A 21,453-nucleotide genomic window follows, 5' to 3' on the forward strand; every position below is an offset into this window, starting at 1 on the left:
TAACCTGCATGTGGTCGAAACCATCTGCGATCTCCTCGACGAGATCGCACCGCGCACACAAGGTGCCCGCCGCGACCTGATCACCTTCGTCGCCGACCGTCCCGGCCACGACCACCGCTATGCCATAGATGCCTCAAAGCTGGAACGCGATCTCGGCTGGCGCGCGGAAGAGAATTTCGAGACCGGCATCGCCAAAACCGTGCACTGGTACATCGACCAGCAACCTTGGTGGCGCGGGATTTTGGAGCGGGGATATCAAGCCAAGCGGGTCGGGTTGAGCCTGTCGGCAACAGCACACTGAATCGCAGAACTCCATTCCAGCGGCCCTATTGATCGGGCTCGCGTGGAGCAACGGGACGTACAATGCAACTCGCGATGGATAGTCACGAACAGAGCCTGTTCAAAAGCTTTCTGAATCTGTCCGACCGTTATCTGGAGTTTGGATCAGGTGGCAGCACGTGGCTGGCTTCCCAGATGAGAAAAGAGTGGATCATTTCGATTGACTCATCTCAGGAGTGGCTTGCCAACGTCGCCAATGCAACGAAGGATTGCCCTACAAAACCTGAGTTGGTTTACATCGACATCGGCAAGCTTCGAGAGTGGGGGTTTCCGGCAGACCGGGAACGAGAGAGCTCATGGCCCCAGTATCACGAGAGCATCTGGCAAAGGCCCGAAAGTCGCAACGCTGACCTGTACTTCGTCGATGGCCGGTTCCGGGTCGCTTGCTTTACGCAATGCCTACTTCACTCGCCGCCGGGGACGTTCATCGCGATACACGATTTTGCCAGTCGACCCCAATACCATGTAGTCAGGCAGATCGCCCGGGAAGTAGCCCGAGCGAACAACATGTCGGTCTTTCAAAGGCCGCTTCAACTCGACAGCGAACAAGCCCAGCAGCTACTCCAGAGGCATCGCCTCGACCCGCAGTGACTGGCTCAGCCTACAGCATGTTCGGCTCTGATTGAATCAGAGCCGAAGCTCTGGACTGTTGTTCTGACGCTTCACGCGAACCGGTATCAACTTCGCTCGAAAGCGCTCTAAGCCTTAGCAGGGTCACCCGGTCCAAATCGTCGACCCGAGCCCATTTGATGGGGTGGCTCTCTTCGATCAAAAGGCCGGCGTTGCGCGCATACTCCGAAAAGAGATCAAACGTCATATGGTTACGCGCGTGGGGATTTGCCCCATAGCTGGTGGTGTTCGGTGCGTCGTAGTTGGAGTGATGATAGAGAGCCATCCCCCCTGGCGCAAGAACACGTGCAGTTTCCTTGAGATAGTTCTCGACGAGATCAGGGCTGAAGTGCACCATTGCGTCATAGCAATAGATCGAAGTCATAGAATTATTCGGAATGCCGCTAAACTCGTAGCCATTGTTCTTGAGGTAAGAGACATTCCGATGATGCGCCAATCGGCTCTTGCAAAAATCGATATTCTCTTCATGTATGTCGACAACGAGCAGGGAACCGCATTGAGACGCGATTTGCTCCGCATGCCGACCGCGACCGCAAGCCAGTTCAATCACCGTAGTAAGATCGAGACGAGAAAACAGCTTCGAAAAAATCGTCTCAGGATTCCAAAAAATCGTCTTCGTCCACCGCTCTGCATCGTCGTAGTAGGCACTCTCCTTCCAGGCGTGACCTATTTTCTCAGCGGAAACGTCCAGGCTCGATCTATCGGACATTGTTTTTCTCTACTGGTTTACTGAATGACACGGTGCCGAGCAGCTCATGGACGCCGGACGTCGAATTCAGCCAGTCCGTGGCGCTGCTGCGACCTTAAGTTCCTCCCGTCCGGTCAGACGTATAACATATATAACATACAGAAGTTCCCAAACCAACCAACGATCAGGAGGATGAGTTCTGTGCCAGGCCAAGCGCGATGATGTCCGCCGGTGAGTTAACAAACGAGAGAAGCATCTCCTTTTCACTGCTGCCGGGAAATTCCAGCCGGCCGTCCGGACCGAACTTGACAAACCCGCGCACGTAGCTCTTGCCGGCCCCGTCCGCATTTCTCAATTCGAGTATTTCCCTCAAATAGAGAACGATGTTCGGATCAGTTGCTTGCGAAATCCGGTCGTGTATGCGCTCGACACTTTCATCGAGTTCGACGATCACGCGGCGCTGCCGGAGCTTGTTGATATTCGACATCAATCTCTGCTCGCGGTGAACGCGGTTGCGATGTTGCACCACGAGCGAGCCGCACCGCGCTGGCGAGAGACCGCATTCGCGCGCCTGAATGTTATGGTTGATGAATGCGTTTCTCAGCGACGATACCTTGAGTAGCGGCTTCCCCCACTTCACGCCATCAAGCAAGATCTTGTTGTCCTCGCCGATCCAATATCTGGTTGCATCCCAGGCGACGTTCGGGAGCCAGGTGCCACAGAGGAAATCTCCTTCCGCCTCTCCGAGCTGCCTGGAGAGACGATCGGCTATATTGGTATCGTAGTGGCCACTGCCATCTATCCAGTACAGGAACTCATCGGTATCGAGAAAGATGAAGAAGCGACAGGACTCCGCCAGTGACCGATACAACTCCGGATTCTTGTCAACAAAATGCAGATTGTTGTGGTGACCCGAGAAGTTGTAGATGAGCAGCTCGGGATGACTTCTTTCATAGATTTCAAGCACGTGCTCATCGCTGGAATCGTTATCGAAAATGATCAGCGAATCCATGCCGCATATGGGTGCATGGTGCTCGATCCATTCCTTCAAGAGCCAGCGGTCATTTTTTGTCTTTAAAAGAATCTTGAAATCCGACTTGCGCTCCGCGATCGAAGCCGCGTTGGATTGTATCTGTTCGTGCCATTTTCTGAGAGGCGAGCTCACCTATAACTCCCAAGAGGACCGTCAACCAGCTCGTGACGTAATGAACAAAGATGCAATTTCAGACTAGCACTGATCGTCACAGTGCACATTAGCCGCCGATACACGTCCGCTCGATCCAAAGCCCGGACCAGTAAAGCGCCTCAAGACCGGTCGGCGCCCGAACGCGGTCTTCCGACGAACGCATCCCTGGCGGACAAGGCCATCGGGGTACCTCACTCACCTCGACGTTGCGAGAGCATTGTTGCAGGACTTCCTTTCGATCTCGCTCCCCGGTTCTCACAGGACATCGATCGCTCTTGGCTACGTCGGGCCAAGTGATTGTTACGCGATCGATCGTCCGATTCCGGCCTGTCGCCTTGCGGAACTCGTCGAGCTTCGCCGTTCCGCCATTCCAGGTTGGAGCAAGCCACCCGCCCTCCGTAAATTCATTCCAGGCATAGACGAGAACACTCCGGAAAGGCAGAGGGCCGGGTTGACTTGCGACAGCATGGAAAGCCGACTGAAGCAGTTGTTTCAGATTGTTGTCTCGGGGTGGATCGCACCAGGATTTGACCTGCGGCTCCTTGCCATCACGAACTCTAACCGAGTCTCGCGGCCGCGGGTCCCATCCAAGCGTGACATTGGGCACGAACGGAAATCCCGCACTGGTCGCACGCCCCCAATAGTTCGAGTTGTTGGCAACGCAATCCGAAAACACATGTTCCCCCGGCCGAGGTGGCGCGAAAGTGGAATAGGCGCTGGCCATATCCATGCCGGTATTGCGCGCCTGCTCGGCTGCAACCGCGGGATCCGGGTATTCGAGAATGAAGAGCAGATTTACTCCCGATTTCTCGTATACACGCTTTTTTATCTGCTGAACGACCCGCCTCGCGGCTTCATCGCTCCCATAGACCGCTCCCCATCCCTTCGGATTCTGCGTAAAGACGAACAAGGGAGCGCTACCATTCGCAGTACGAACGTAGCCTTTGTCGGTGACGAACGCTGCGATGCTCTCGGATATGTCGGCAACGTCCTGTTCCGGAAAGCTCTGATTGAGCGAGACGGCGAAACGTATGCCCTTCCGATCCTTTAGGCGAAGGTAAGTTGCAAGTGCGCGGTTGAGCGACAACGACTCGGTTACGTTCCGCCCCCACGATCCCGTCTCCGGATAAAAGCCAAAGACAAAATAGTCGATCCCTGCCGAGTAGGCATAAGCCACCTCAGCCGTCAGAACATTGTCCATGTCTCCCGAGATGGTCAGGTGCCCCTGCTCGTCATAGCGCGCAAAAAAGGGAACGCGATCCTTCCACTCCGGTTGCGCGAGGACCTTCACCTCAGGGCTTTTCGAGGTCCAGTTATCCCAGCGAAGAGCGCCGATCAGGACGTCGTCTCCAGCCAAGGCCGGCCAACTCGTCAACACCACCGAAAGAACGCACGCAGCCAGCGTCCGGAAGGACGCCGAATTGTATCGGGCATTGAGTCGGAGTGATTTCATGCAAATTGACAACCCGGCGACATTACAGATGTGTGACAAGCCAGGGCTGCCACACTTCGGAAAAGCGTTTGCGGTCCTCTTGTCAGGATCGCAGCGCTTTCTTCCACTGTGCTGCATTCTCCTCCTGATCGAGGTTCGGACTGCGTCCTTCCGCACCGCCAATCAAATGAAAATGCTGCTTGGCTGACTTGATCTTTCCTTCCCGAACCGCAGCGGCGACGTCTGGATATTTCTGCGTATACCAGTCTTCGTCAACTTCAGGACCGCCGCCGTGCCGTCCCTCAAAATAGCCAAATCCAATAAAATGCACGTGAGCGCTTTCAATCTCACCGCTGCCGAGCGCCTTCGCGACATCCGGATTCTCTCTCAAATAGCCATCCTCATCGAAGTCGGCCGACGCCAACGCAATTTGAAGCAGCAGCTTGAAAAGGCCGGCAGGTATCTCAACTCGTCCTCCATTTTCGAAGGTCGCGTAATCTATCTTCAGCGCGTTGAGCAACGAAACGGCAGACGGAACGAACATTGATAACCCCAACCTGTACTCGTTATTCCCGGAGCCTTATGCCTTGGCACTTACCTTGGCCGGCGGCTTTTCTATGGCCCGCTTCGGCTTCTCCGCTTCCAGCGGCGCGCCGAGCAGTTGCGCAGTCACCTCTTCCAGATAGGCGGCCTGCGATTTGGTTTCGCGATCCGTGAATCCAAACCGCTCGCGGGCGATACGGTGCATGCTATCGATCTCCTCGATATGCTTCTGTGCTTTGAGCGAGTGCGTGACGCTCGCGGCGTGACGACGGTGGATGTTGAGAGGATCGGCGATGTACGCGACCTTGGCGCCTCGCGTGCCGAGCGCCTCCAGATAGATGCGCCAGTCGCCGGCCATGCGAAGGTCGCGAAGGTCGGCGCGACAGGCTTCGAGCGCGCGCAACAACGCCTCGCGGTGCCACAGTACCGAACTGACGTTCAGGATGGTGTTTTTGACACCGAGGTACCGGGTCACGAAGTCGCGGCCGTCAAACATCTCGGTCCGCGACAATGCGCCGGGCTCAATGGTGGCGTAGTACGGTTTGTAGCTCGCATAGAGATGGGAGCCGTCGGCATCGATGGATTTCGAGTCGCTGAAGCCGAACGCGATGTCGGGATCACCGTTCATCAATGCGAGCAGGCTCGATAGAAAGGTGGGCTCGGAGAGATCGTCGGCTTCGGCGATCCAGAGGAACTCGCCCCTCGCCATCTCCGCCGCCTTGGCCCATTGCGCGAACACGGAACCGGAATTCTGCTCGTTGATGACGAGTGTAAGATCGCGCTGGCGCTCGTCGGCGAGCTTCATGATGACGGGGATGCTGTCGTCGGAGGAGCAGTCGTCCAGCACGATGATCTCCTCGACCGGATGGTTCTGGTCGAAGATAGTGTAGAGCCGCTCCGGGAGGCAATGCGCGTAATTGTAGTTGGGAACCGCGACCGAGATGGTCGGCAGCGAAGGAACGGCAAGCCGGAGCAGATCGCGGACATAGTCTGCGAACGCGAATTTGGTCTGGATGATCTCGGTCATGCGGGCGCGCTCGGCCTCCGATGGCGTCCGGCGCAGGAAATTCTCCACGGCTTGCGCCATCGCCGGCACGTCGCAATACGGCACGACGCGGCCGACGTTCTCCTTGAGAAGGAAGCCGGGGATGCCGCCGGAGTCCTGAAAAGCAACCACGGGCACGCCAACGCTGAGCGCCTCCAGCGCCACCGTCGGGAATGGATCCTCGCGCGAGGTCAGGGCGTAGATATCAGAAGCGGAATAGAGCGCCTGCATATCGGAACGAAAGCCGGCGAGATGGAAACGGCCGGTGGCCTCGGCGCGCCTGATTTCAGGTCCCAACCATTCCTGCAGGCCAGGATCGATGCCGCCAGCCCAGCAGAAATGGACGTTCGGATGCTGTTGCCGAACCAAGTTCCAGACCTGCAGGAACAAATCGAACCCTTTGCGCAGGTCGGCATAGCCGACCCCAAGCACCATCTTGTCGGTGGGGGCGATGCCAAACTCCTTGCGAACCAAGACGGCTTCCGCTGGCGCCGGCTCGATCTGCTTGTAGCTGCCCTGCGCGCGGATCATGAATCGCCCGTCACCGGCGTCGAGCTTGAGCGCTTCCACCAGCCTGTCGCGGACGAATTCGGAGGCGAACACGACGTGCTGTGCGCTGCCGATCGCCATCTGTGCAACGTCCTCGAGATTCTTCTCGCGAAGGATCCGCGGCAGTTCGTGCACCAGCGAAATGGTGCGAAAACCCATCTCGGCGAGGAACTTGGTGGCGCGTCCGCTCGCCGACGTGTTGGCGATCGCGGCCGTGAACCCCTTCTCCCGGAAGTGCCGCAAGGTCGCCGGGATCTCGGAGGCCTGCTTGAGAACGGTGAGCGGAGCCACGGAAGCGTATTCGGACTCCATCGCACCGCCCTGCAGCAATAGATACTCGACCTCAATGTTGAAGGCGCTCCGTAGCGTTCTGCCGATATTGAGCAACAGATGTTGCGCGCCGCTCGGGAACGCATCGTGCCCAATCAGCAGAATCTTTGGCAGCGAAAGGTCGCGCGTCAGGCCGGTGGCCGCACGCGCGGTGGCGTTCAGGTAAGCCGATCCGAAATGCAGGTCCGGCTCGAGATAGGCACCTTCGCACCACTCGTTCCAGGCATTGACGCAGACGAAGGCATCTCCGAAAAACGTGTGCTTCTGCGCCTGCTCGACCAGCGTCGCCAGCCACGCTTCGTATTTCTGCGGCGTCGAGCCCTGGATCACCAGACCCGTGCCTTGCCGGCGCGCGTCATTGTCCCAGCTCGGCACCACGGTCTTGATCAACGGAAAATTCGGACGCGGCTCTTCGATCGAGTATTTGGCGACGTCGTCATAACCGTAAATCTGGCCCGAATAGGTGTCGTCTAGGATCTTGGCTTCGGAATTAACCAGCGGGACATATTTGGTGAGCTTATGCGGCGGAAACTCGATCGCACCATCCATGCCGTTCGGAGCAGGATCGTAATCATCAAAGCTCTGGCTCATGATGATGATGGGATCTTCATTGAACTTCTTCGCGAAGATCGAGCGCCAGCGCGCAATCACCTTGGCGGTATCCGGAATGAGGCGCGGACGATAGATCATCAGGAGCGGCCGGCCCTGGATGCGGATGTAACGCTTGTCCTTGAAGTGCCGGTTGAAGTCCGACAACAAACGCTCGTCGTCGTCGGCGAGATAGTCCTGCGAGATCAGGACCTCGCCTTCCATGCCGTCCCAGCGCCGCGTCCAGTTCTCGTTCGCCCACATCAGGCAGAACGGCATGTTGATGTCGCGCGCCTTCAGGAACTGCTCGAGCGGCCTCTCCAGCAGACGCTTGCCGTTGAACCAGTAGTAGTAATACACAAAGCCATAGACACCCGCCGCCTGGGCGAACCTCACCTGCTTGCGCATGGTTTCGATGTCGCCCAGCGAGTAAAAGCCGAGATCGCGCGGGATCCGTGGCTGATAGTGATCCTTGAACCGCGGCACGCCGCGCGCGATGTTGGTCCATTCAGTGAAGCCGGTGCCCCACCATTTGTCGTTCTCAGGGAAGGCGTGAAACTGGGTCAGGTAATAGGCCAGGACCTTTGCGCGCGGCTTGGCGCTTGCGGGCAAGGGACGCAGTTCCTCGAACTGCGCGCTCGGCTTGGTGAAGCGCTTGATCTCGGCCGGGATGGTGGCTTCATTTTCCGGCGGCGACGGAAAGATGCCGTCCTCGTGCCGATGCTCCAGATAGTGCAGCAGCGGATTCTGGTCGGTCTTACCCTTGAAGTAGCGCTGGATGTAGAACTTGGTATCGAACTCCGCCGACGGGTTGCGTCCTTCCTTGTAACCGTGGAAGATGAAGTGTTCGAACGGATCGACTCCGGCGGTCGCAACGTCCTGATAGGTCTGTAGATAGTATTGCGCGTCGAATTCCGGAATCGGGCTGAACGGACCGATCCGGTTCTTCAGATAGTGCGCGAGCGGACTCTCCTTCTCCGGTATGCCGTACTTCTCGCGATACCAGGCAGGCTGGAAATACGGGCTCGGCCGCCTCCCTTCGGGCTCGCCGATCGATGCATAGTGCAGGAGCGGCTGCACATCCACGTCCTTCACATCGGGATAGGTCGTGACGTACCAGATCGGATCGAAGATCGGATTGGGCTTGCGGCCTTCCTTGTAGCCATAGAGGAAGAAGTGCTCGAACGGATCGGCACCGACGGCGATCACGTCCGGGTAGCTCGTTGCATAGAAATTTTCATCGAACAGCCCAAGCCCCTTGAGCGTTCGCGCAGCACCCGTGAGATCGACGGCTGGTGCAGCCGGCTCGGGCGAAGGCGGAAGCTCTGGTTGCTTGCTCACGGCCTCCTTGGCAACCGCGCCGTTTGTCTTTGCGGCGCTTGTCTCCCCCTTGGGTTGAGACCTTGCGATCGCACCGCGCCTCATCCGAGGTTCCTTTTGGCCGGCGTCACGCGCGAGTTTCGAAAGAAAATCAGCCATCGTCACACATTCACTTCAGCGTTGAGCACTTAACTTCGCAAGCGCGAGATTAGCGCACTCTTTCTGTCTTCGATATGAAAGCAAGCTTCAGTTGTGCCCGAATTGTTGTTGTTGCTTGCCTCCTTTTGCATCTTTCCGCTCCAGAACGGACAACGTCCTTCTTCATCGCTCAGTGTCCACCAATGTCAGGCCGATCGCCCTCAGGCGGCGCACTGCGCCTTCATTGTTCTGTCGCGCCGCCTGTTGATACCAATGCACCGCCATGTCCCTATCCTGTGCGACGCCGGCGCCCGACATCAGCGCGTCTCCCACCGCTAGCTGCGCTTCCGCCATTCCCTGCTCCGCGGCTTTCTGAAACCATTCGGCCGCCTTCTTCGGATCTGCTTCGCGGCCCTGCCCTCTTCCCAGCATCACAGCGAGGTTGTACTGCGCAACCGTGTGTCCCTGCTGCGCGGCGGATTCGTACCAGGTCACACCCTGAGCGACATCCTGGGCAACGCCATTGCCGGTGCAATACATGACGGCAAGCTGGAACTGCGCGGCCGCATTGCCTGCGCGCGCGGCCGCGGTCATCCAGGTCGCTGATGCTCGCGCATCATTCACGCCGCTGTTCGGATCGGCAAATAGGAGCGCAAGGGTGTATTGGGCTTCGACATGGCCGGCTTTGGCCGCGCGCGTAAACCATGGGACAGCGCCTCGCACATCCGCAACCCCACCGAACTTGCCCATTTGCATCGCGCCGAGCTGGAAGGCCGCGGGCGCGTAGCCGGCTTCGGCAGCTTCGGTCAACAACGACTGCACCTGCGCAAGCCGGTCCGCCGAGCCATCATGATGAAGGAGGAAGAGCGCATAGGCGGTCTTGGCGTCAGGGTCCCCGCCAACAGCGGCCTTGCTCAGCCATTCTCCCGCGAGCTTTTGATCGCGCGGAACGCCGTTGCCTGCGGAGTAGAGCCTGCCGAGCTGCACCTGCGCGGCGCTGATGCCGCCCTCCGAAGCGCGCTCAAACCACTTGATCGCGGTTTCCACATTACGTTCGACGCCGGAGCCGTTGAGATAGAAGATCGCGACGTTGAACGCGGCGGTGGCGTGGCCGTTCTCGGCCGCACGCTCGAACCACTTTGCGGCTTGACGAATGTTCGGGGAGACGCCGGTTCCGGTCGCATAGAAGCGCCCGATGAAGAACTGCGCCTGCACGTCGCCTCGCTCGGCGGCCTTCTCGTACCAAGTTGCGGCTTCCCGCAGATCCGGCTCGGCCCCTGCGCCGTGTGAATAGAACTCCGCCAACGCCTGGATCGCCGGAAGGTAGTCCTTGCGCGCCGCCTTGCGCAACGCGGTTTCGGCCAAGTCGGAATCTTTGGCGACGCCCTTTCCGTTCAAGCGCAACAAACCGATGTTGTAGAGCGCGATCGCATCGTCATGTCTTGCCGCACTCTGGAACAGCCGCGCCGCTTCGGTAGGAGACTCGGGCATCCCCGCTCCCTTCAGGTTCATGAAGGCAAGCGCAACCTGCGCCCTCACATGATCCTGATCGGCAGCCTTGCCATACCAGATCGCGGCCTGCTCGAAATCGACGGGGACGCCTCGGCCCTGATAGTAGACATCTCCAAGCGCGAATTCGGCCGGCGCACACTTCTGCTCGGCACCGGCCTGATACCATCCGAGCGCCGTCTGGAAGTCTTTCGTGCAACCCAGCCCTTCGCTGTACATGTTGCCGAGGACCGTCTGCGCCTCGGCTTTCCCGCCCTCCGCCGCAGCCGATATCCAGCGAAAAGCGGCGTCCACATCCTTCGCAACACTCGTTCCGTGCGGGAATATCAAGTCTTGCACATTTGATGCTTCGTCACCCAGCCGAGCGGCGGAGGACTGGTACCATGTTTCATGCCGATAAGGACCGAGTACCGGATTGGCCCCGTACAGAAAGATCAGGCCGAGCTGAAATTGCGCGTCGATGTTGCCTAGTTGGGCCGCACGCTCGTACCAGATCGCGGCGTCCGGGACGCTTCTCACGACCCCCTCGCCCCTCACATAAAGCATTCCTATCCGATAGCTCGCTTCAGCCTCACCCGACTGCGCCGCGAGCTTCCAGAGCTTGAGCGCTTCCAAATACTGACCGCTCTCGTATGCAGCCTTTCCACGCTCAAGCGGCCCTTCCTGGGAGAACGTGGAAGCCGGTCGAATCCACTGAAAAAGCGATCGCGCCGACAGTGTCATGGCTCGCGCATGGCCTCTCGAATGCCCTTGAGCATCCCGCCGAGCAGATACATTCCGACCGATCGGGTGCCGACATTGATGTCTCCCGCAAGGGTCATGCCGGGGATCAGACGGAAATTGTGAGGCACGTCCTTGAAATTGGACGAGTCCACCGAGCACCGCGCCTTGTAGTAGGCGTATTCGAGCGGCTTTCCATCCTCATCGGTCGTAAACGCGCCTTCGCTGATCCAGCGCACTTTGCCTTCAGCCGTGCCGTGCTCCGCGGCATTGAAGGCGTCGATCTTCATGGTGCAGGGATCGCCAGCCCGGATGAACCCGATATCCCGCGAAGATATCCTGATTTCCCCCTCAAGTTTGGTGTCGATCGGCATGAGTGTGATGAAGGGATCGCCTGGCTTTAGGACCGAGCCGACCGAAAGCCTTGCCATGGTCAGCACCACAGAGGGTTCAGCGGCGGTCCAGCGCACGAGATCCTGGTGCTTCTCTGCCTTGTCATAGGCCGATCTCGCGTCGTCGAGCTTGTTGCGCGTCGTAACCAGATCCTGACTCAATTGCGCAAACCACTGCTGCTTGAAGGCGTCACGATCGGCGACCAGCGATCCCAGCGTATTTTGAGCCTCGATCAGGCTGTTGTGCGTATTCTCCAACGTCCGCAGCAATTCCAGCCGGGTGTCCTGGGAAATGAACATGTTGAGCTGCGAGCCGGTGCCGTGCTCGGCAAGCGTCGTGCGCATCGTTTCGATCTTCTGTAGCACCTCGTCGCGCTGCCGATACCTGGCATCGTCGCCGCGAAGCTTTTCGATCGTCGCCTGCGTCTGCTTGATCTTCGATTCGAAACTGTTGAGCTGAGCGGTATATTGCGCCATCCGCTGATCATAGAGCGCCTTCTGCAGCGCCGCGTATTTCTGGTAGTCAGGGTCTGACTTGCCGGGGAACACGAGCGGCTGCTGCTTCAGCTCGGCCTCGTCGCGCGCCACTTGCGTCTCAAGGCTCGCGATCTGCAATTTCGCCTGAGTTAGATCCGCTGACGTGAAGGTGGCATCGAGCGTCGCGAGCAACTGCCCCGGCTGCACCTGCTCGCCTTCGCGCACGTCGATCGTCTTGATGATCGAGGGATCCAGCGCCTGCAGCACGCTGACCTGACCGGCCGGGACGATCTTGCCACTAATGCTGGTGATGACGCGATCGATCCGCGTCAGGCACAGGATCGCGACGATCGCGACCAGAAACGCGGAAAGTACAAACAGGGTGGCCCGCGCAACCAGCGGCTCGGCCTCCTCCCGAATCGCGTCGGTCTCCGATTGGAATTGGCGAACGGTGGCAAGCGACGCTTGATTAGGAGACAAGGGTCGGGCTCCGGAAGTTCGGTCTATCATTCCGGTTCGCGGGCACCAGATGCGTGTTCTGCTGGTACCAAAGCGAACTGTAGATGTCGTTGCGCTCCAAAAGCTCCTCGTGCCGCCCGATGTCGTCGACCACGCCGCGATTGAGCACGAGAATCGCGTCCGCCGCCGTTAGCGAGGACAGCCGGTGCGAAATGATGATCAGCGTTCGGCCATGCGCGATCCGCGAGATGTTGGCGTTCACGATCGCCTCGCTGTCGGCGTCGAGCGCGCTGGTCGCTTCGTCGAGAATCAGGATCGGCGGATTGACGATCAGCGCACGCGCGATCGCGAGCCGCTGCCGCTGCCCTCCCGAGAGATTGGGCGAACCTTCGTAGATCTGGGTTTCGTAGCCCCGGGGCAGCTTGTCGATGAACTCCTCCGCGCCCGCTAGCCTGGCCGCCTTGACGATGTCGTCGAAGGTCGCATCCGGCTTGGCCGCGGAGATGTTTTCCCGGATCGTGCCGCTGAACAGGAAATTCTCCTGCAGCACGACGCCGATGTTCCGGCGCAGATGGTCGACGTCGTATTCGCGAACGTCGATGCCATCGATCTTGATCAATCCGTCGTAGTCCGAATGAAGTCGCTGCAATAGGCGCGTGAGCGTGGTCTTGCCGGAGCCGCTCTTACCCATCACGCCAAGCGTGGTCCCCTGGGACACTTCAAAGGAGATGCGGTTCAGCGTCGGCGAGACAGCACCCTTGTATTTGAAGGTGACGCCGGAAAACTCCACTTTGCCCACGAGCGGCGAGCGGACTCCATGTCCGGAACGCCCCTCTTCGGCAGGCTGGTTGACCAGGTTGCCGACGGTGGCGACCGCGCTTCGCGCTTCGTCGTACTGATTGATAAGCTGTGCCATCTGCATCAGGGGGCCCGACACGCGCTGCGACAGCATCAGAAAGGCGAACAGCGCTCCGATGACGACGGGATCATTGCTGACAAGCGCGAGATAGACGCCGAGCGCATATGAACCGCTTACCGCCAGCCGCTCCAGCGGGCGCACGACGGCCTGGATCGCGTTTCCGGTCATCCCTTCCGCAAGCCGGGCCCTGGAGACGCGCGCGACCAGCACGTCCCACATATGGCGCTGCCTCGCATCGAGCGCGAGCGACTTCACCGTCCGGATGCCGTTGAGCGTCTGAACCAGAAAGGCGCCCTGCGCACCTTCCGCTGCAAGGACGGCGGCCGACGCCTTGCGGTAGGTCGGGAGCATCAGGATAAGCCACGCGACAATCAATCCCGACATCGCCAGGACCACCAAGGTCATGACCGGACTGAAGAAGAACATGACAGGTAGGAAGAAGATCAGTGTCGTCGAATCCAGAATCGTGCCGAACAATTGCCCCATCAGGAAGGTGCGAATGCGGAACACTTCGCGGATGTCGCGCGCCACCAGACCGACTGCGGTCTGCTCGAAATAGTCGATGGGAAGGTTGAGAACCTTTTCGAAGACGTAGGTGGATAGTTTGACGTCAAGCCTGGTCGTCAGGCGATGAACCAGAAACTGCCTCAGGAACGAGAATGCCGCCTCGAAGGCGATGATCACCAGCATCGCGAGGCACAACACATAAAAGGTGTTGTATGCCTTGTAGAAAATCACCTTGTCCGACAGCAGGCGCCAGAACATGATCGGCGCCAGACCAAGGAATCCGAGGATCAGCGCTGAGATTGCGACGTCCCGAACCATGCGACGTTCGCGGAACAGCAACGCGGCCACGAGGCCGAAACTGAACGGCTGCGATTCGTCGGAGATTTCATAGTTGCGCTTGACCAGAACGACATCTCCGGACCAGATGTCCTCGAAGCGCGGCCGGTCGATCACGAGCAGCGCATCTTCCGCCGCCTTCGGATCCCTCAACACAATACGCGTGTTGTTGGCGTCTCCATCGACACGCAACAGCACCATATGGCTTCCGTTGCGCAGGCGAACGATAGCGGGGAGCGCCTTTTTCAGATGGGAAAGCCCGTCCCAATCAAGCTTGACGAGCTTCGCCCGCATGCCCGCCTTTTCCGCGCAGCGGACGAGCTGATCAGGCGTCACTTCCTGATCGGTCAGCAGGTTGTCTTTGATAAGCTGCGTTGAGGTGAGATGCAGCCCGTGCTGTCGAGCGACGATGATCAGACACTCGAGCGCCGACGGAGGCACTGGATCCGCATCAGTATTCTCGGCGACCGCTTGGATGATCATGAAAGCTCAGTCCATGTATCTGTTACGAGCGTCTGTTACGATCTTCTACGGACATACCGCTGCGCGACCAACGATGCGCCGTTCTTAGCGCTAACATATATACAACAAAAACGACAGGAACACTAACATTTAGCGTGATAGCGAATGCTCGCGGCCGTCGACTGCAGGTTGCACTGTCAGCCGAACCGGCACCGTGATGAGCGTCTAGGCCGACGCTTCCTGAAAATTAAAGCCCGTTTCTAACAAAGTCCTCTGGATGCCCTCGCTATCGGCCTCGGGCATCAGCGCGAGCGCGCAAACCTCGAAGTTCTCCGTTGTTATCGACACGGTCGGAAAGCCCGCCATCAACAGCAGGTTGCCAAGGCGCTCGGCCGTAAATCCGGTGCGATGGGCCATATAGACATGCCCCTCCTCGATGGCGCGCGAATGGCCGTAGAGCATGTCGAGCGGCCTGATCGGACCCGCCGGCGAATTGTAGGCGATGGCGGCAATCCCGTGCTCGACGATGAATTGAGCGACTGATTCGATATCCGGGCTTGTGATCAAGGCGAACCCGTCGGGTTTCAAGACCCGATGGAACTGACGCAGCGTCGGAAAGACCTCGTGCGCATAGAGATGCTCGAGCACATGCGACGACCAGACAGCATCGAATGATTGCGGTTCGAAGGAACCGCCGAGATCAAAGATTGAGCCGAGAACGTCCGGTTTGACTTCCGGATCGATGTCGAAGCGCACTTCCTCCCAACCTTGCTCGCCAACCATTCGAGCAATTCGGCGGGCAGGTCCGGGGCCGGAGCCCGCATTGAGCAAGCGCTTCATACTGGCGGACAAGATTGGTTCCTGACGCAATCGGACGCGGGTGAGAACAATACGAAATCAAGCGTAAACGACATCACCTGATCGATGTGGCCTGACAAAGGCGTAAATCGCGCCTGAACTCATCTTCCGGTCACAAAAGCAAAAGCCCCGCAGAAGCGGGGCCTTCACTAGCATGACCTTCAGCAGCCGAGTTAGAGTTTCGGCAGAGTGACGACCTGGTCGTTGAAGTGAAGATCTTCAACTCCGCTGACCGCAACCGTCTGATTGTCACTGAAGTGGAGCGTATAAGTTGACGTGCTCGCATCAACGTCAATCTTCGTGACATCAAAGAAGGAACGATCCGCAAAGTCGACGGTATCGTTGCCGTTGCCACCAATGATCGTATCGTTCCCGGAGTGCGACTGGATGTGGAAGGTATCGTTGCCGTCTCCACCCTGCAGCGTCGAGTTCGCACCCGCGGCGCCACCATAGAGCCAGATCTGATCGTTACCGCTACCACCCTCGAAAACATCGCCCTGCACGCCGACCAAGGTGTCATTGCCGCTGCCGCCCGAAAGCGTGCTGTGCCCGGACGTGAGGTCCTTGATCAGATCGTTGCCATCGCCGCCGACCAGCGACTGAGCACCGGTGCCGGCCAGCAGGTAGTCGTTACCGCTACCGCCATCCAGCGTGTCGTTGCCGGTGCCGCCATAGATGCTGTCGTTGCCGGCACCGCCAAACAGCGAGCTATTGCCGTGTCCGCCGGTGATCAGGTCGTTGCCACCACCGCCGTAGACCGTATCATCGCCACTGTCGTGCAGGTGCACGGTGTCGGAGCCCTTGCCCATTGCAACGAACACGTCGTTGTCGGCACCGTTCACATTGAGCGTTTTTCCACCGGCGTCATCGAGGATGATCGCTTTCAGATTGGGAGTCGTGTCGACTGTCGTGGAGGTTTTAACGTCCAGCACCTGAATGGTGGGAGCCACCGGCCCACCGGCAAATGGTCCGGATTGAAACCATCCCCTCGTGCCATCCTCTCCGCCATCGTTGAACACACCGCTCTGCTCTAACGAGTCGATCAATGCCGATCTGACACTCGACTCGATGTTGTTGCCGCTGTGGTGGAGAAATTGACCCAGCTCAGTCTTCGTCAAGTAGGTAACGGCCATGGTACCCTCTGGCAAGATTCCAAGATTTTTCACCGATCAGCTGACACGCCGGTCAGCGCCAATGTGCTGCAAGTTGAAGGTGCTACAACTACAACGAGAGTGAAGAGGCCTAATTCAACCCGACACAACTATGTTCAATGTTAAGGTGCATCGCGTCGTTTGTTAAGCCATTGTTAGTCGCGCTGCACAATCGAAGTCAAGGATTAAATTCACGCGCGATTAACTCAGATTTGAGCTCAATGTCACGCCATTGTTAATCGCCGGGCCGGCGATCCGAGTCCGCCCCCGAAGGGGCGCTTTTTCGGGTAATTTCGGCACAATCCGCGGCTACAACCATACGGAATCTGCGGATGAGGTATGCGTGGGGATCAGGCAGGCCACAATCCGAACATCCCGGGAGGTTCCATGAAGAAGCCAATTGTCGATATGCGTTAGGTAGTGGTAGTGTAACCAGCTGATTTTGCTTTGAAATGTGAAGATTTGTTAGTGTGGCGCCGCATGACCTCTCCCATACCAATGCGGAGGACCATTACTGTTACCCAGCGAAAAGGCGGGGTCGGCAAGACCACGATTGCGGTCTGTATCGCGGCCGAGCTGGCGCGCCGCGGTCATGACGTCGCGCTCGTCGACAGCGATCCGCAGCGCTCCGCCTCGCAGTGGGCCGAGCCGGGCAACCTGGAATTCCCGGTTTACGAAATGGCTCTGGAAGGCACCACCGTATCCGCCTGGGCCCAGGAGGTGCGAAATATCCAGGCCGGTCTCGTGGTAATCGACACCGCCCCGAACGCGCGCGAAATGGGTGCGTCGATCGCCCTGGCAAACCTGATCCTAGTCCCCTGCACCCCCTCCGGACTTGATCTCGACGCGACTGTACAGACGCTTGCCATCATCGATGCGGCACGCGCGCGCCGGCGCGATGCGATCAAGGTCATTCTGGTTCCTAACCGGCTCGATCGCCGCACCCTCGAGGGCCGACAACTGGTCGAGGAGTTGAGCGAGTTCGGTGAGATCGTCGCGCCTCCCATCGCCAGTCGCTCGGCATTCGTCCGCTCCTTTACAAGCGGTCAATCGGTCGCGAGCTTCATGCCCGGAGACGCGGCGGATCGGGAGATCCAACAGCTCGCAGACGCTGTAGAAAGGGCGGTTGGAGAGGATTAGAGCATGATCCGGAAAAGTGGATACCGGTCTTCCCTCGCGACAAACGCGAAGCGTTTGCGCGGAGATCATGCTCAAACAAGATAGAGCGGCATGATGATTCGAAGAAAATCATCATGCTTTAGCGCGATTTCCACCACTCCCACCGAAGCCGACGATAGCGCGCGATGTCTACGAAAAGCGTCCGCGACATATATGCCGGCCGCTCGCAGCGAGTTTGTTCACAGTCAATCAAGCGTTCGGATCATTGCAACATCCAACGCCTGTCCCCGCAACAATGCTCGGCCTTGCCGGCAAGCACTTTGGCTGCCGGAAGCCCCGCCATGGAGTTTGCGATTGTCACCCCAGCGGGAGATCAGCTAGCTGCGGTCACGAGGGCTCAATAAGGATTGATCAGGCCTTGCGTGCCTGGCTAACGGGAAAGGCCTCGGCCGAAGCTTCTTCAAGCCGCATCTTCTCCAGCAGGAGATCCGTGACGATCTTCCGCAGCCGCTGGTTCTCCAGCGTGAGTTCCTCCAGCACACGGCGCATTTCATCAATCGTTGGCGAGTTGGTTGGCACCTTCCCTTCACCCACAGGATCGGACGGAACGACCGCATCAGTCCTGCGCAGAGGCAGTTTCCGCCAACGATGAAGCGTCATCACGCTTACCCCGAGCGCCTTGCAAATCTCCACTTGGGAATTGCCCGCTCGAGCAAGGTCGTCTGCTCGAACGAGCTTCAACAATATCTCCTCGTGAGAGTGCTTCTTCATCTTCCCGCCTAAACGCGCTCGGGCCGGCAGGTAGCGGCCGGATCCGCCACCCGACATAGCCGAAGACTCGGCCCGAGCAGCATCACAATTATCATAAATACCCGCAGTCAGAAACGAGAGGCGAAACACCGAAGGCGTCGCTAACGCCCTTGCTCGAGGTAGAATGTTAGTCATTATCCGCGCAAGCTAGCCGTTCGTGTTAGATGCGGTGCAACCTGATTTTCATAGCGGTAACCGCGTATCAATTTGACCTCGTTCGCCGGTCGTGTCGCGTTAAACCAACCTTCCGCTACCACGATCATCGCGATCCGAGTCCCGCTTCCTTGGATCATTGTTGGACATCATCGGCGCTCCACGGCGGAGCGCCGCAACAACGTTGTTTCGATCGCATCGCCACTTAACAGTCGAACCGCTCATATCCGATTGCACTGCGAGGTCAATTGAGCGAAGCGCAGATTCAGGCGGTTTCTTCCGAAGGCACCAAACAAATGGTTTCCTCCGAAGGGTCTCGAAGATCAGGATACCGCTGCACCAGGCCCAGAACTATCTCGGCCCATGACCCGGCACTGGAATTTTCGGCTCACTTAATTCGAGAAGTATGAGCTGTTTTAACTATACGATAGCCTAGTCAGCGTGGAACCGCGGGTCAACCTCGAATGGATTTCCATCTGAAAATAAAACATCACTGCGAGCATCGCCTTCTCGCATTTTACCTCTGGCATTCCCCTATCATGGGTCTGAACACTGCTATGTGATGGCCCCGTTAACAAAGCTCCACAGCCTTCTTTGATCTCTCTACCCGAGCGAGACGCTCGCCCGCCGACGCTCACGCACGCTTGACCCGGCCATCTCCTTCGATCCTAGGATCGACTCCCGGTGCACAGGCCGAGCCAGGCGGCGCTCTAACTGTCCGATTGCGCCCTTGCATCCGCTACCACCGGAACGGACACACGATCGCTCCGCCGTTCGAGCTGCTGCGCGGCCTGCAGCAGGTCGAGCGGTGGTGCGCGCTATGTCAAACATTGACGCGCTCAACCGTCACCGTGCGGTAAGCATCGTCACAAAGCATGCTGACCGCTTGCCTGCGGCACAACTTCGATTGCAGGCCCGCACCGGCGGCCTCCCACACACCCAATTGTTTCCTTTTAAATCGCTTGCGATTTAAATATATTTAATTTACTTGATGCCAGCGGCCACCTCTGCGGGCGTGCGCGGCCATGAAATTTAAGGAGGTTCCGACCAGGGAGATAGTGCAGCGCAGCTAAAGCACCGCAGGAGAGGACAGTGTCCCAGCGCAGCATCTGCAATCTGCCCAATGGCGTTACGACCAAGGTTTCGGCCTGGAAAGAGATGATGCCGCCAAGTTCGATCGAACCTTCGAAGCCCCTGCGTGATGGTTCGACGACCGAAATCGCCGGCGAAGGAGAGGCCAAGACGTTCCACGTCTCTTCAGGCGTGGATCCCGGCCCGTCCAGCTTCGACTGGCCCCATGATTAGAGCGGCGCAAACAACCGCACCCTCGCCTCACCGGACGCGCGAGGCGGATGCATATATTGGATCTTTGCCGTGCGCGCCCGTCGATTTCAGCGCAACTGCGACACTGAGGAAATGGCCTTCAATCGGGAATGAGCGCGCAAAGAGAACCCGCTGGCCTGAACCATACGTTTTGTTTGAGGGCTCTTTGGACGCGTGTATCCGGGCATTCCTGGCCAAGCCTGCACACCAACGCCATCTCTACGAGATACGTACTGAACCGCAAACGCGGCTTGTGACGGCCGTATTGCCCGCCGAACAGATCATCGAAATCGCTCGCCTCCGGGATTTCCTCTAAGAACCAGTGCCCCCCATGCCTCAGAAACTCGTCGCGGTCGTCGCTTGGGCACTCCTGTGCTTTCTTGCCTATGCCTCGGTGTCGCCAATCGGCGCGAGGCCAACGCTCCCGGCCTCAACCAGCCTGGAACATATTGCCGCATTTGCGACCGTCGGCTTCCTCTTCCACTTGGCCTATCCGCGCCACGTCATGTTTGTGTGGTTCGTCGTCATTGGCAGCGCCGCACTCTTTGAACTCATGCAACTCGTGACCATAGATCGGCACGCGCGACTGGTGGACGCCTTTGAAAAGATGGCGGGCGGCAGCGTGGGCATGTTCTTGGGCCGCGCGGCGCTCTATTTCGAGCAAGCGCTACGCCGTCGGCAGATCTAATCAGCAGAGCCGGCAGAAGCACGCGAAGGCTTGGCGCCGTGATCACAGCCGACGCCCCCAGCCGGTGATTCCGCGGCTTCTCGCATTCGGGCCGGGCATCCGAATACTTTGGCGCCCGCCGGCACATCCCGATTGACGAAGGAGTTCGCGCCAATGATGGCTTTGTCGCCAAGGGTCACGCCCATCTGAACGATGGAATTCGGACCGATATAGACACCGTTTCCGATCCTGGTCGGAGCGTAGTCAACCGGCTTCTCGCCGAGCGAGATAGAGCGATTGACGGTATGATGTGTATAGATTTGAACGCCGGCGGATATCGAGCACCAATCGCCGATCTGCAAGCCTCCGCCCGAACCGTCCAGAATGCAGCCGGGTCCGATCCATGTATGCCGGCCGACCCGAACGTCTCCGAGCACGAGTACGTTGTCGTACATCGTGGTGCCCTCGCCGAAGCCGTACGCGGCCGCGTTATCCCCTCGCTCTGTGAGGAGATCGCCGATCGACACCCTTCGGGAGAACTGACGTTTCTTGCGCGCTGCGAGAATCTGCAGAAAACGCCTGACGAGCCCGAGCCATTCGTCGACGCGCTGTTCGGACATTCCGGAATTGAAGTCTGGCGACATCCAAAGCCCTCTTGTTCAGCCGAATCCTGGGCGGGCTTCATTGTATCACCATCATGCGTCGAACGAGGACGCAACGGGAACCGCCACGCGAGGCCTGCTGCTCATCTCGCGTTCTCCGTCACCCGCAGCCGCCGGAGGCCGCAAGTATACGGTGCGCCC

The 21,453-nt window shown here is 58.6% G+C and carries 17 protein-coding genes; 5 read left to right on the plus strand and 12 right to left on the minus strand.

What is annotated here, in order from left to right:
- Together CWO89_RS00435 and CWO89_RS00440 are read left to right on the plus strand one after the other, a co-directional pair.
- A partial coding sequence (locus CWO89_RS00435; RefSeq protein WP_207234368.1) for a GDP-mannose 4,6-dehydratase occupies window positions 1-301 on the plus strand: 301 nt, incomplete at its 5' end.
- A gap of 62 nt (window positions 302-363) precedes the next feature.
- Window positions 364-930 (plus strand): hypothetical protein, encoded by a 567-nt coding sequence (locus CWO89_RS00440; RefSeq protein ID WP_245475603.1) that lies wholly within the window; start codon window positions 364-366, stop codon window positions 928-930.
- A 10-nt stretch (window positions 931-940) separates the two neighbouring features.
- Here the strand turns inward: CWO89_RS00440 and CWO89_RS00445 are convergent, their stop codons facing one another.
- The 10 genes from CWO89_RS00445 to CWO89_RS00490 all read right to left on the minus strand — a co-directional run bounded on the left by CWO89_RS00445 (window position 941) and on the right by CWO89_RS00490 (window position 16,560).
- On the minus strand, window positions 941-1,678 hold the full coding sequence (locus CWO89_RS00445; RefSeq protein WP_130576676.1) for a class I SAM-dependent methyltransferase: 738 nt from the start codon (window positions 1,676-1,678) through the stop codon (window positions 941-943).
- Window positions 1,679-1,841: 163 nt separating this feature from the next.
- Window positions 1,842-2,822 (minus strand): glycosyltransferase family protein, encoded by a 981-nt coding sequence (locus CWO89_RS00450; RefSeq protein ID WP_130576678.1) that lies wholly within the window; start codon window positions 2,820-2,822, stop codon window positions 1,842-1,844.
- Between the two features lie 88 nt (window positions 2,823-2,910).
- The gene (locus tag CWO89_RS00455) at window positions 2,911-4,200 is read right to left on the minus strand and encodes a glycoside hydrolase family 71/99 protein (protein WP_130576680.1); all 1,290 of its coding nucleotides are present in this window, start codon (window positions 4,198-4,200) and stop codon (window positions 2,911-2,913) included.
- 178 nt (window positions 4,201-4,378) lie between these two features.
- Window positions 4,379-4,819, minus strand: a complete 441-nt coding sequence (locus CWO89_RS00460; RefSeq protein WP_130576682.1) for a hypothetical protein — start codon at window positions 4,817-4,819, stop codon at window positions 4,379-4,381.
- Window positions 4,820-4,855: 36 nt separating this feature from the next.
- Entirely contained in the window at window positions 4,856-8,671 is a 3,816-nt protein-coding gene (locus CWO89_RS00465; protein WP_245475605.1) for a glycoside hydrolase family 99-like domain-containing protein, read from the minus strand.
- Between the two features lie 300 nt (window positions 8,672-8,971).
- On the minus strand, window positions 8,972-11,020 hold the full coding sequence (locus tag CWO89_RS00470; protein WP_130576686.1) for a tetratricopeptide repeat protein: 2,049 nt from the start codon (window positions 11,018-11,020) through the stop codon (window positions 8,972-8,974).
- A complete protein-coding gene (locus tag CWO89_RS00475; protein WP_130576688.1) occupies window positions 11,017-12,366 on the minus strand; it encodes an HlyD family type I secretion periplasmic adaptor subunit in 1,350 nt (449 codons plus the stop codon). Before CWO89_RS00475 ends, CWO89_RS00470 begins: the two co-directional genes overlap by 4 nt.
- The gene (locus CWO89_RS00480; RefSeq protein ID WP_130576690.1) at window positions 12,356-14,590 is read right to left on the minus strand and encodes a peptidase domain-containing ABC transporter; all 2,235 of its coding nucleotides are present in this window, start codon (window positions 14,588-14,590) and stop codon (window positions 12,356-12,358) included. Before CWO89_RS00480 ends, CWO89_RS00475 begins: the two co-directional genes overlap by 11 nt.
- 204 nt (window positions 14,591-14,794) lie before the next feature.
- Window positions 14,795-15,409, minus strand: coding sequence for a class I SAM-dependent methyltransferase (locus tag CWO89_RS00485; RefSeq protein ID WP_130576692.1), 615 nt, complete (start codon window positions 15,407-15,409; stop codon window positions 14,795-14,797).
- A gap of 191 nt (window positions 15,410-15,600) precedes the next feature.
- On the minus strand, window positions 15,601-16,560 hold the full coding sequence (locus tag CWO89_RS00490) for a calcium-binding protein (protein WP_130576694.1): 960 nt from the start codon (window positions 16,558-16,560) through the stop codon (window positions 15,601-15,603).
- 516 nt (window positions 16,561-17,076) lie between these two features.
- Between CWO89_RS00490 and CWO89_RS00495 the strand changes: the two genes are divergently transcribed.
- On the plus strand, window positions 17,077-17,718 hold the full coding sequence (locus CWO89_RS00495) for a nucleotide-binding protein (RefSeq protein WP_130576772.1): 642 nt from the start codon (window positions 17,077-17,079) through the stop codon (window positions 17,716-17,718).
- Between the two features lie 390 nt (window positions 17,719-18,108).
- Here the strand turns inward: CWO89_RS00495 and CWO89_RS00500 are convergent, their stop codons facing one another.
- Window positions 18,109-18,468: a helix-turn-helix domain-containing protein gene (locus CWO89_RS00500; RefSeq protein WP_130576696.1), complete on the minus strand. Its 360-nt coding sequence runs from the start codon at window positions 18,466-18,468 to the stop codon at window positions 18,109-18,111.
- A 1,284-nt stretch (window positions 18,469-19,752) separates the two neighbouring features.
- Between CWO89_RS00500 and CWO89_RS00505 the strand changes: the two genes are divergently transcribed.
- Window positions 19,753-19,965: a hypothetical protein gene (locus CWO89_RS00505; protein WP_130576698.1), complete on the plus strand. Its 213-nt coding sequence runs from the start codon at window positions 19,753-19,755 to the stop codon at window positions 19,963-19,965.
- A 349-nt stretch (window positions 19,966-20,314) separates the two neighbouring features.
- On the plus strand, window positions 20,315-20,671 hold the full coding sequence (locus tag CWO89_RS00515) for a VanZ family protein (RefSeq protein WP_130576700.1): 357 nt from the start codon (window positions 20,315-20,317) through the stop codon (window positions 20,669-20,671).
- Here the strand turns inward: CWO89_RS00515 and CWO89_RS00520 are convergent.
- Window positions 20,668-21,270 carry an acyltransferase gene (locus CWO89_RS00520; protein WP_245475606.1) on the minus strand — a complete coding sequence of 201 codons (603 nt, stop codon included), beginning with the start codon at window positions 21,268-21,270 and terminating at the stop codon, window positions 20,668-20,670. The two genes, CWO89_RS00515 and CWO89_RS00520, sit on opposite strands and share 4 nt — an antisense overlap.
- Between the last annotated feature and the right edge of the window lie 183 nt (window positions 21,271-21,453).

Origin of the sequence: Bradyrhizobium sp. Leo170, assembly GCF_004296405.1 — a bacterium.
Taxonomy (GTDB): domain Bacteria; phylum Pseudomonadota; class Alphaproteobacteria; order Rhizobiales; family Xanthobacteraceae; genus Bradyrhizobium.

Coding starts and splice junctions, on each gene's coding strand:
- CWO89_RS00495 (WP_130576772.1), top strand. CDS start 17,077: ATGCGGAGGACCATTACTGTTACCCAGCGAAAAGGCGGGGTCGGCAAG.
- CWO89_RS00490 (WP_130576694.1), bottom strand. CDS start 16,560: ATGGCCGTTACCTACTTGACGAAGACTGAGCTGGGTCAATTTCTCCAC.
- CWO89_RS00460 (WP_130576682.1), bottom strand. CDS start 4,819: ATGTTCGTTCCGTCTGCCGTTTCGTTGCTCAACGCGCTGAAGATAGAT.
- CWO89_RS00440 (WP_245475603.1), top strand. CDS start 364: ATGCAACTCGCGATGGATAGTCACGAACAGAGCCTGTTCAAAAGCTTT.
- CWO89_RS00520 (WP_245475606.1), bottom strand. CDS start 21,270: ATGTCCGAACAGCGCGTCGACGAATGGCTCGGGCTCGTCAGGCGTTTT.
- CWO89_RS00515 (WP_130576700.1), top strand. CDS start 20,315: ATGCCTCAGAAACTCGTCGCGGTCGTCGCTTGGGCACTCCTGTGCTTT.
- CWO89_RS00445 (WP_130576676.1), bottom strand. CDS start 1,678: ATGTCCGATAGATCGAGCCTGGACGTTTCCGCTGAGAAAATAGGTCAC.
- CWO89_RS00480 (WP_130576690.1), bottom strand. CDS start 14,590: ATGATCATCCAAGCGGTCGCCGAGAATACTGATGCGGATCCAGTGCCT.
- CWO89_RS00500 (WP_130576696.1), bottom strand. CDS start 18,468: ATGAAGAAGCACTCTCACGAGGAGATATTGTTGAAGCTCGTTCGAGCA.
- CWO89_RS00485 (WP_130576692.1), bottom strand. CDS start 15,409: ATGAAGCGCTTGCTCAATGCGGGCTCCGGCCCCGGACCTGCCCGCCGA.
- CWO89_RS00470 (WP_130576686.1), bottom strand. CDS start 11,020: ATGACACTGTCGGCGCGATCGCTTTTTCAGTGGATTCGACCGGCTTCC.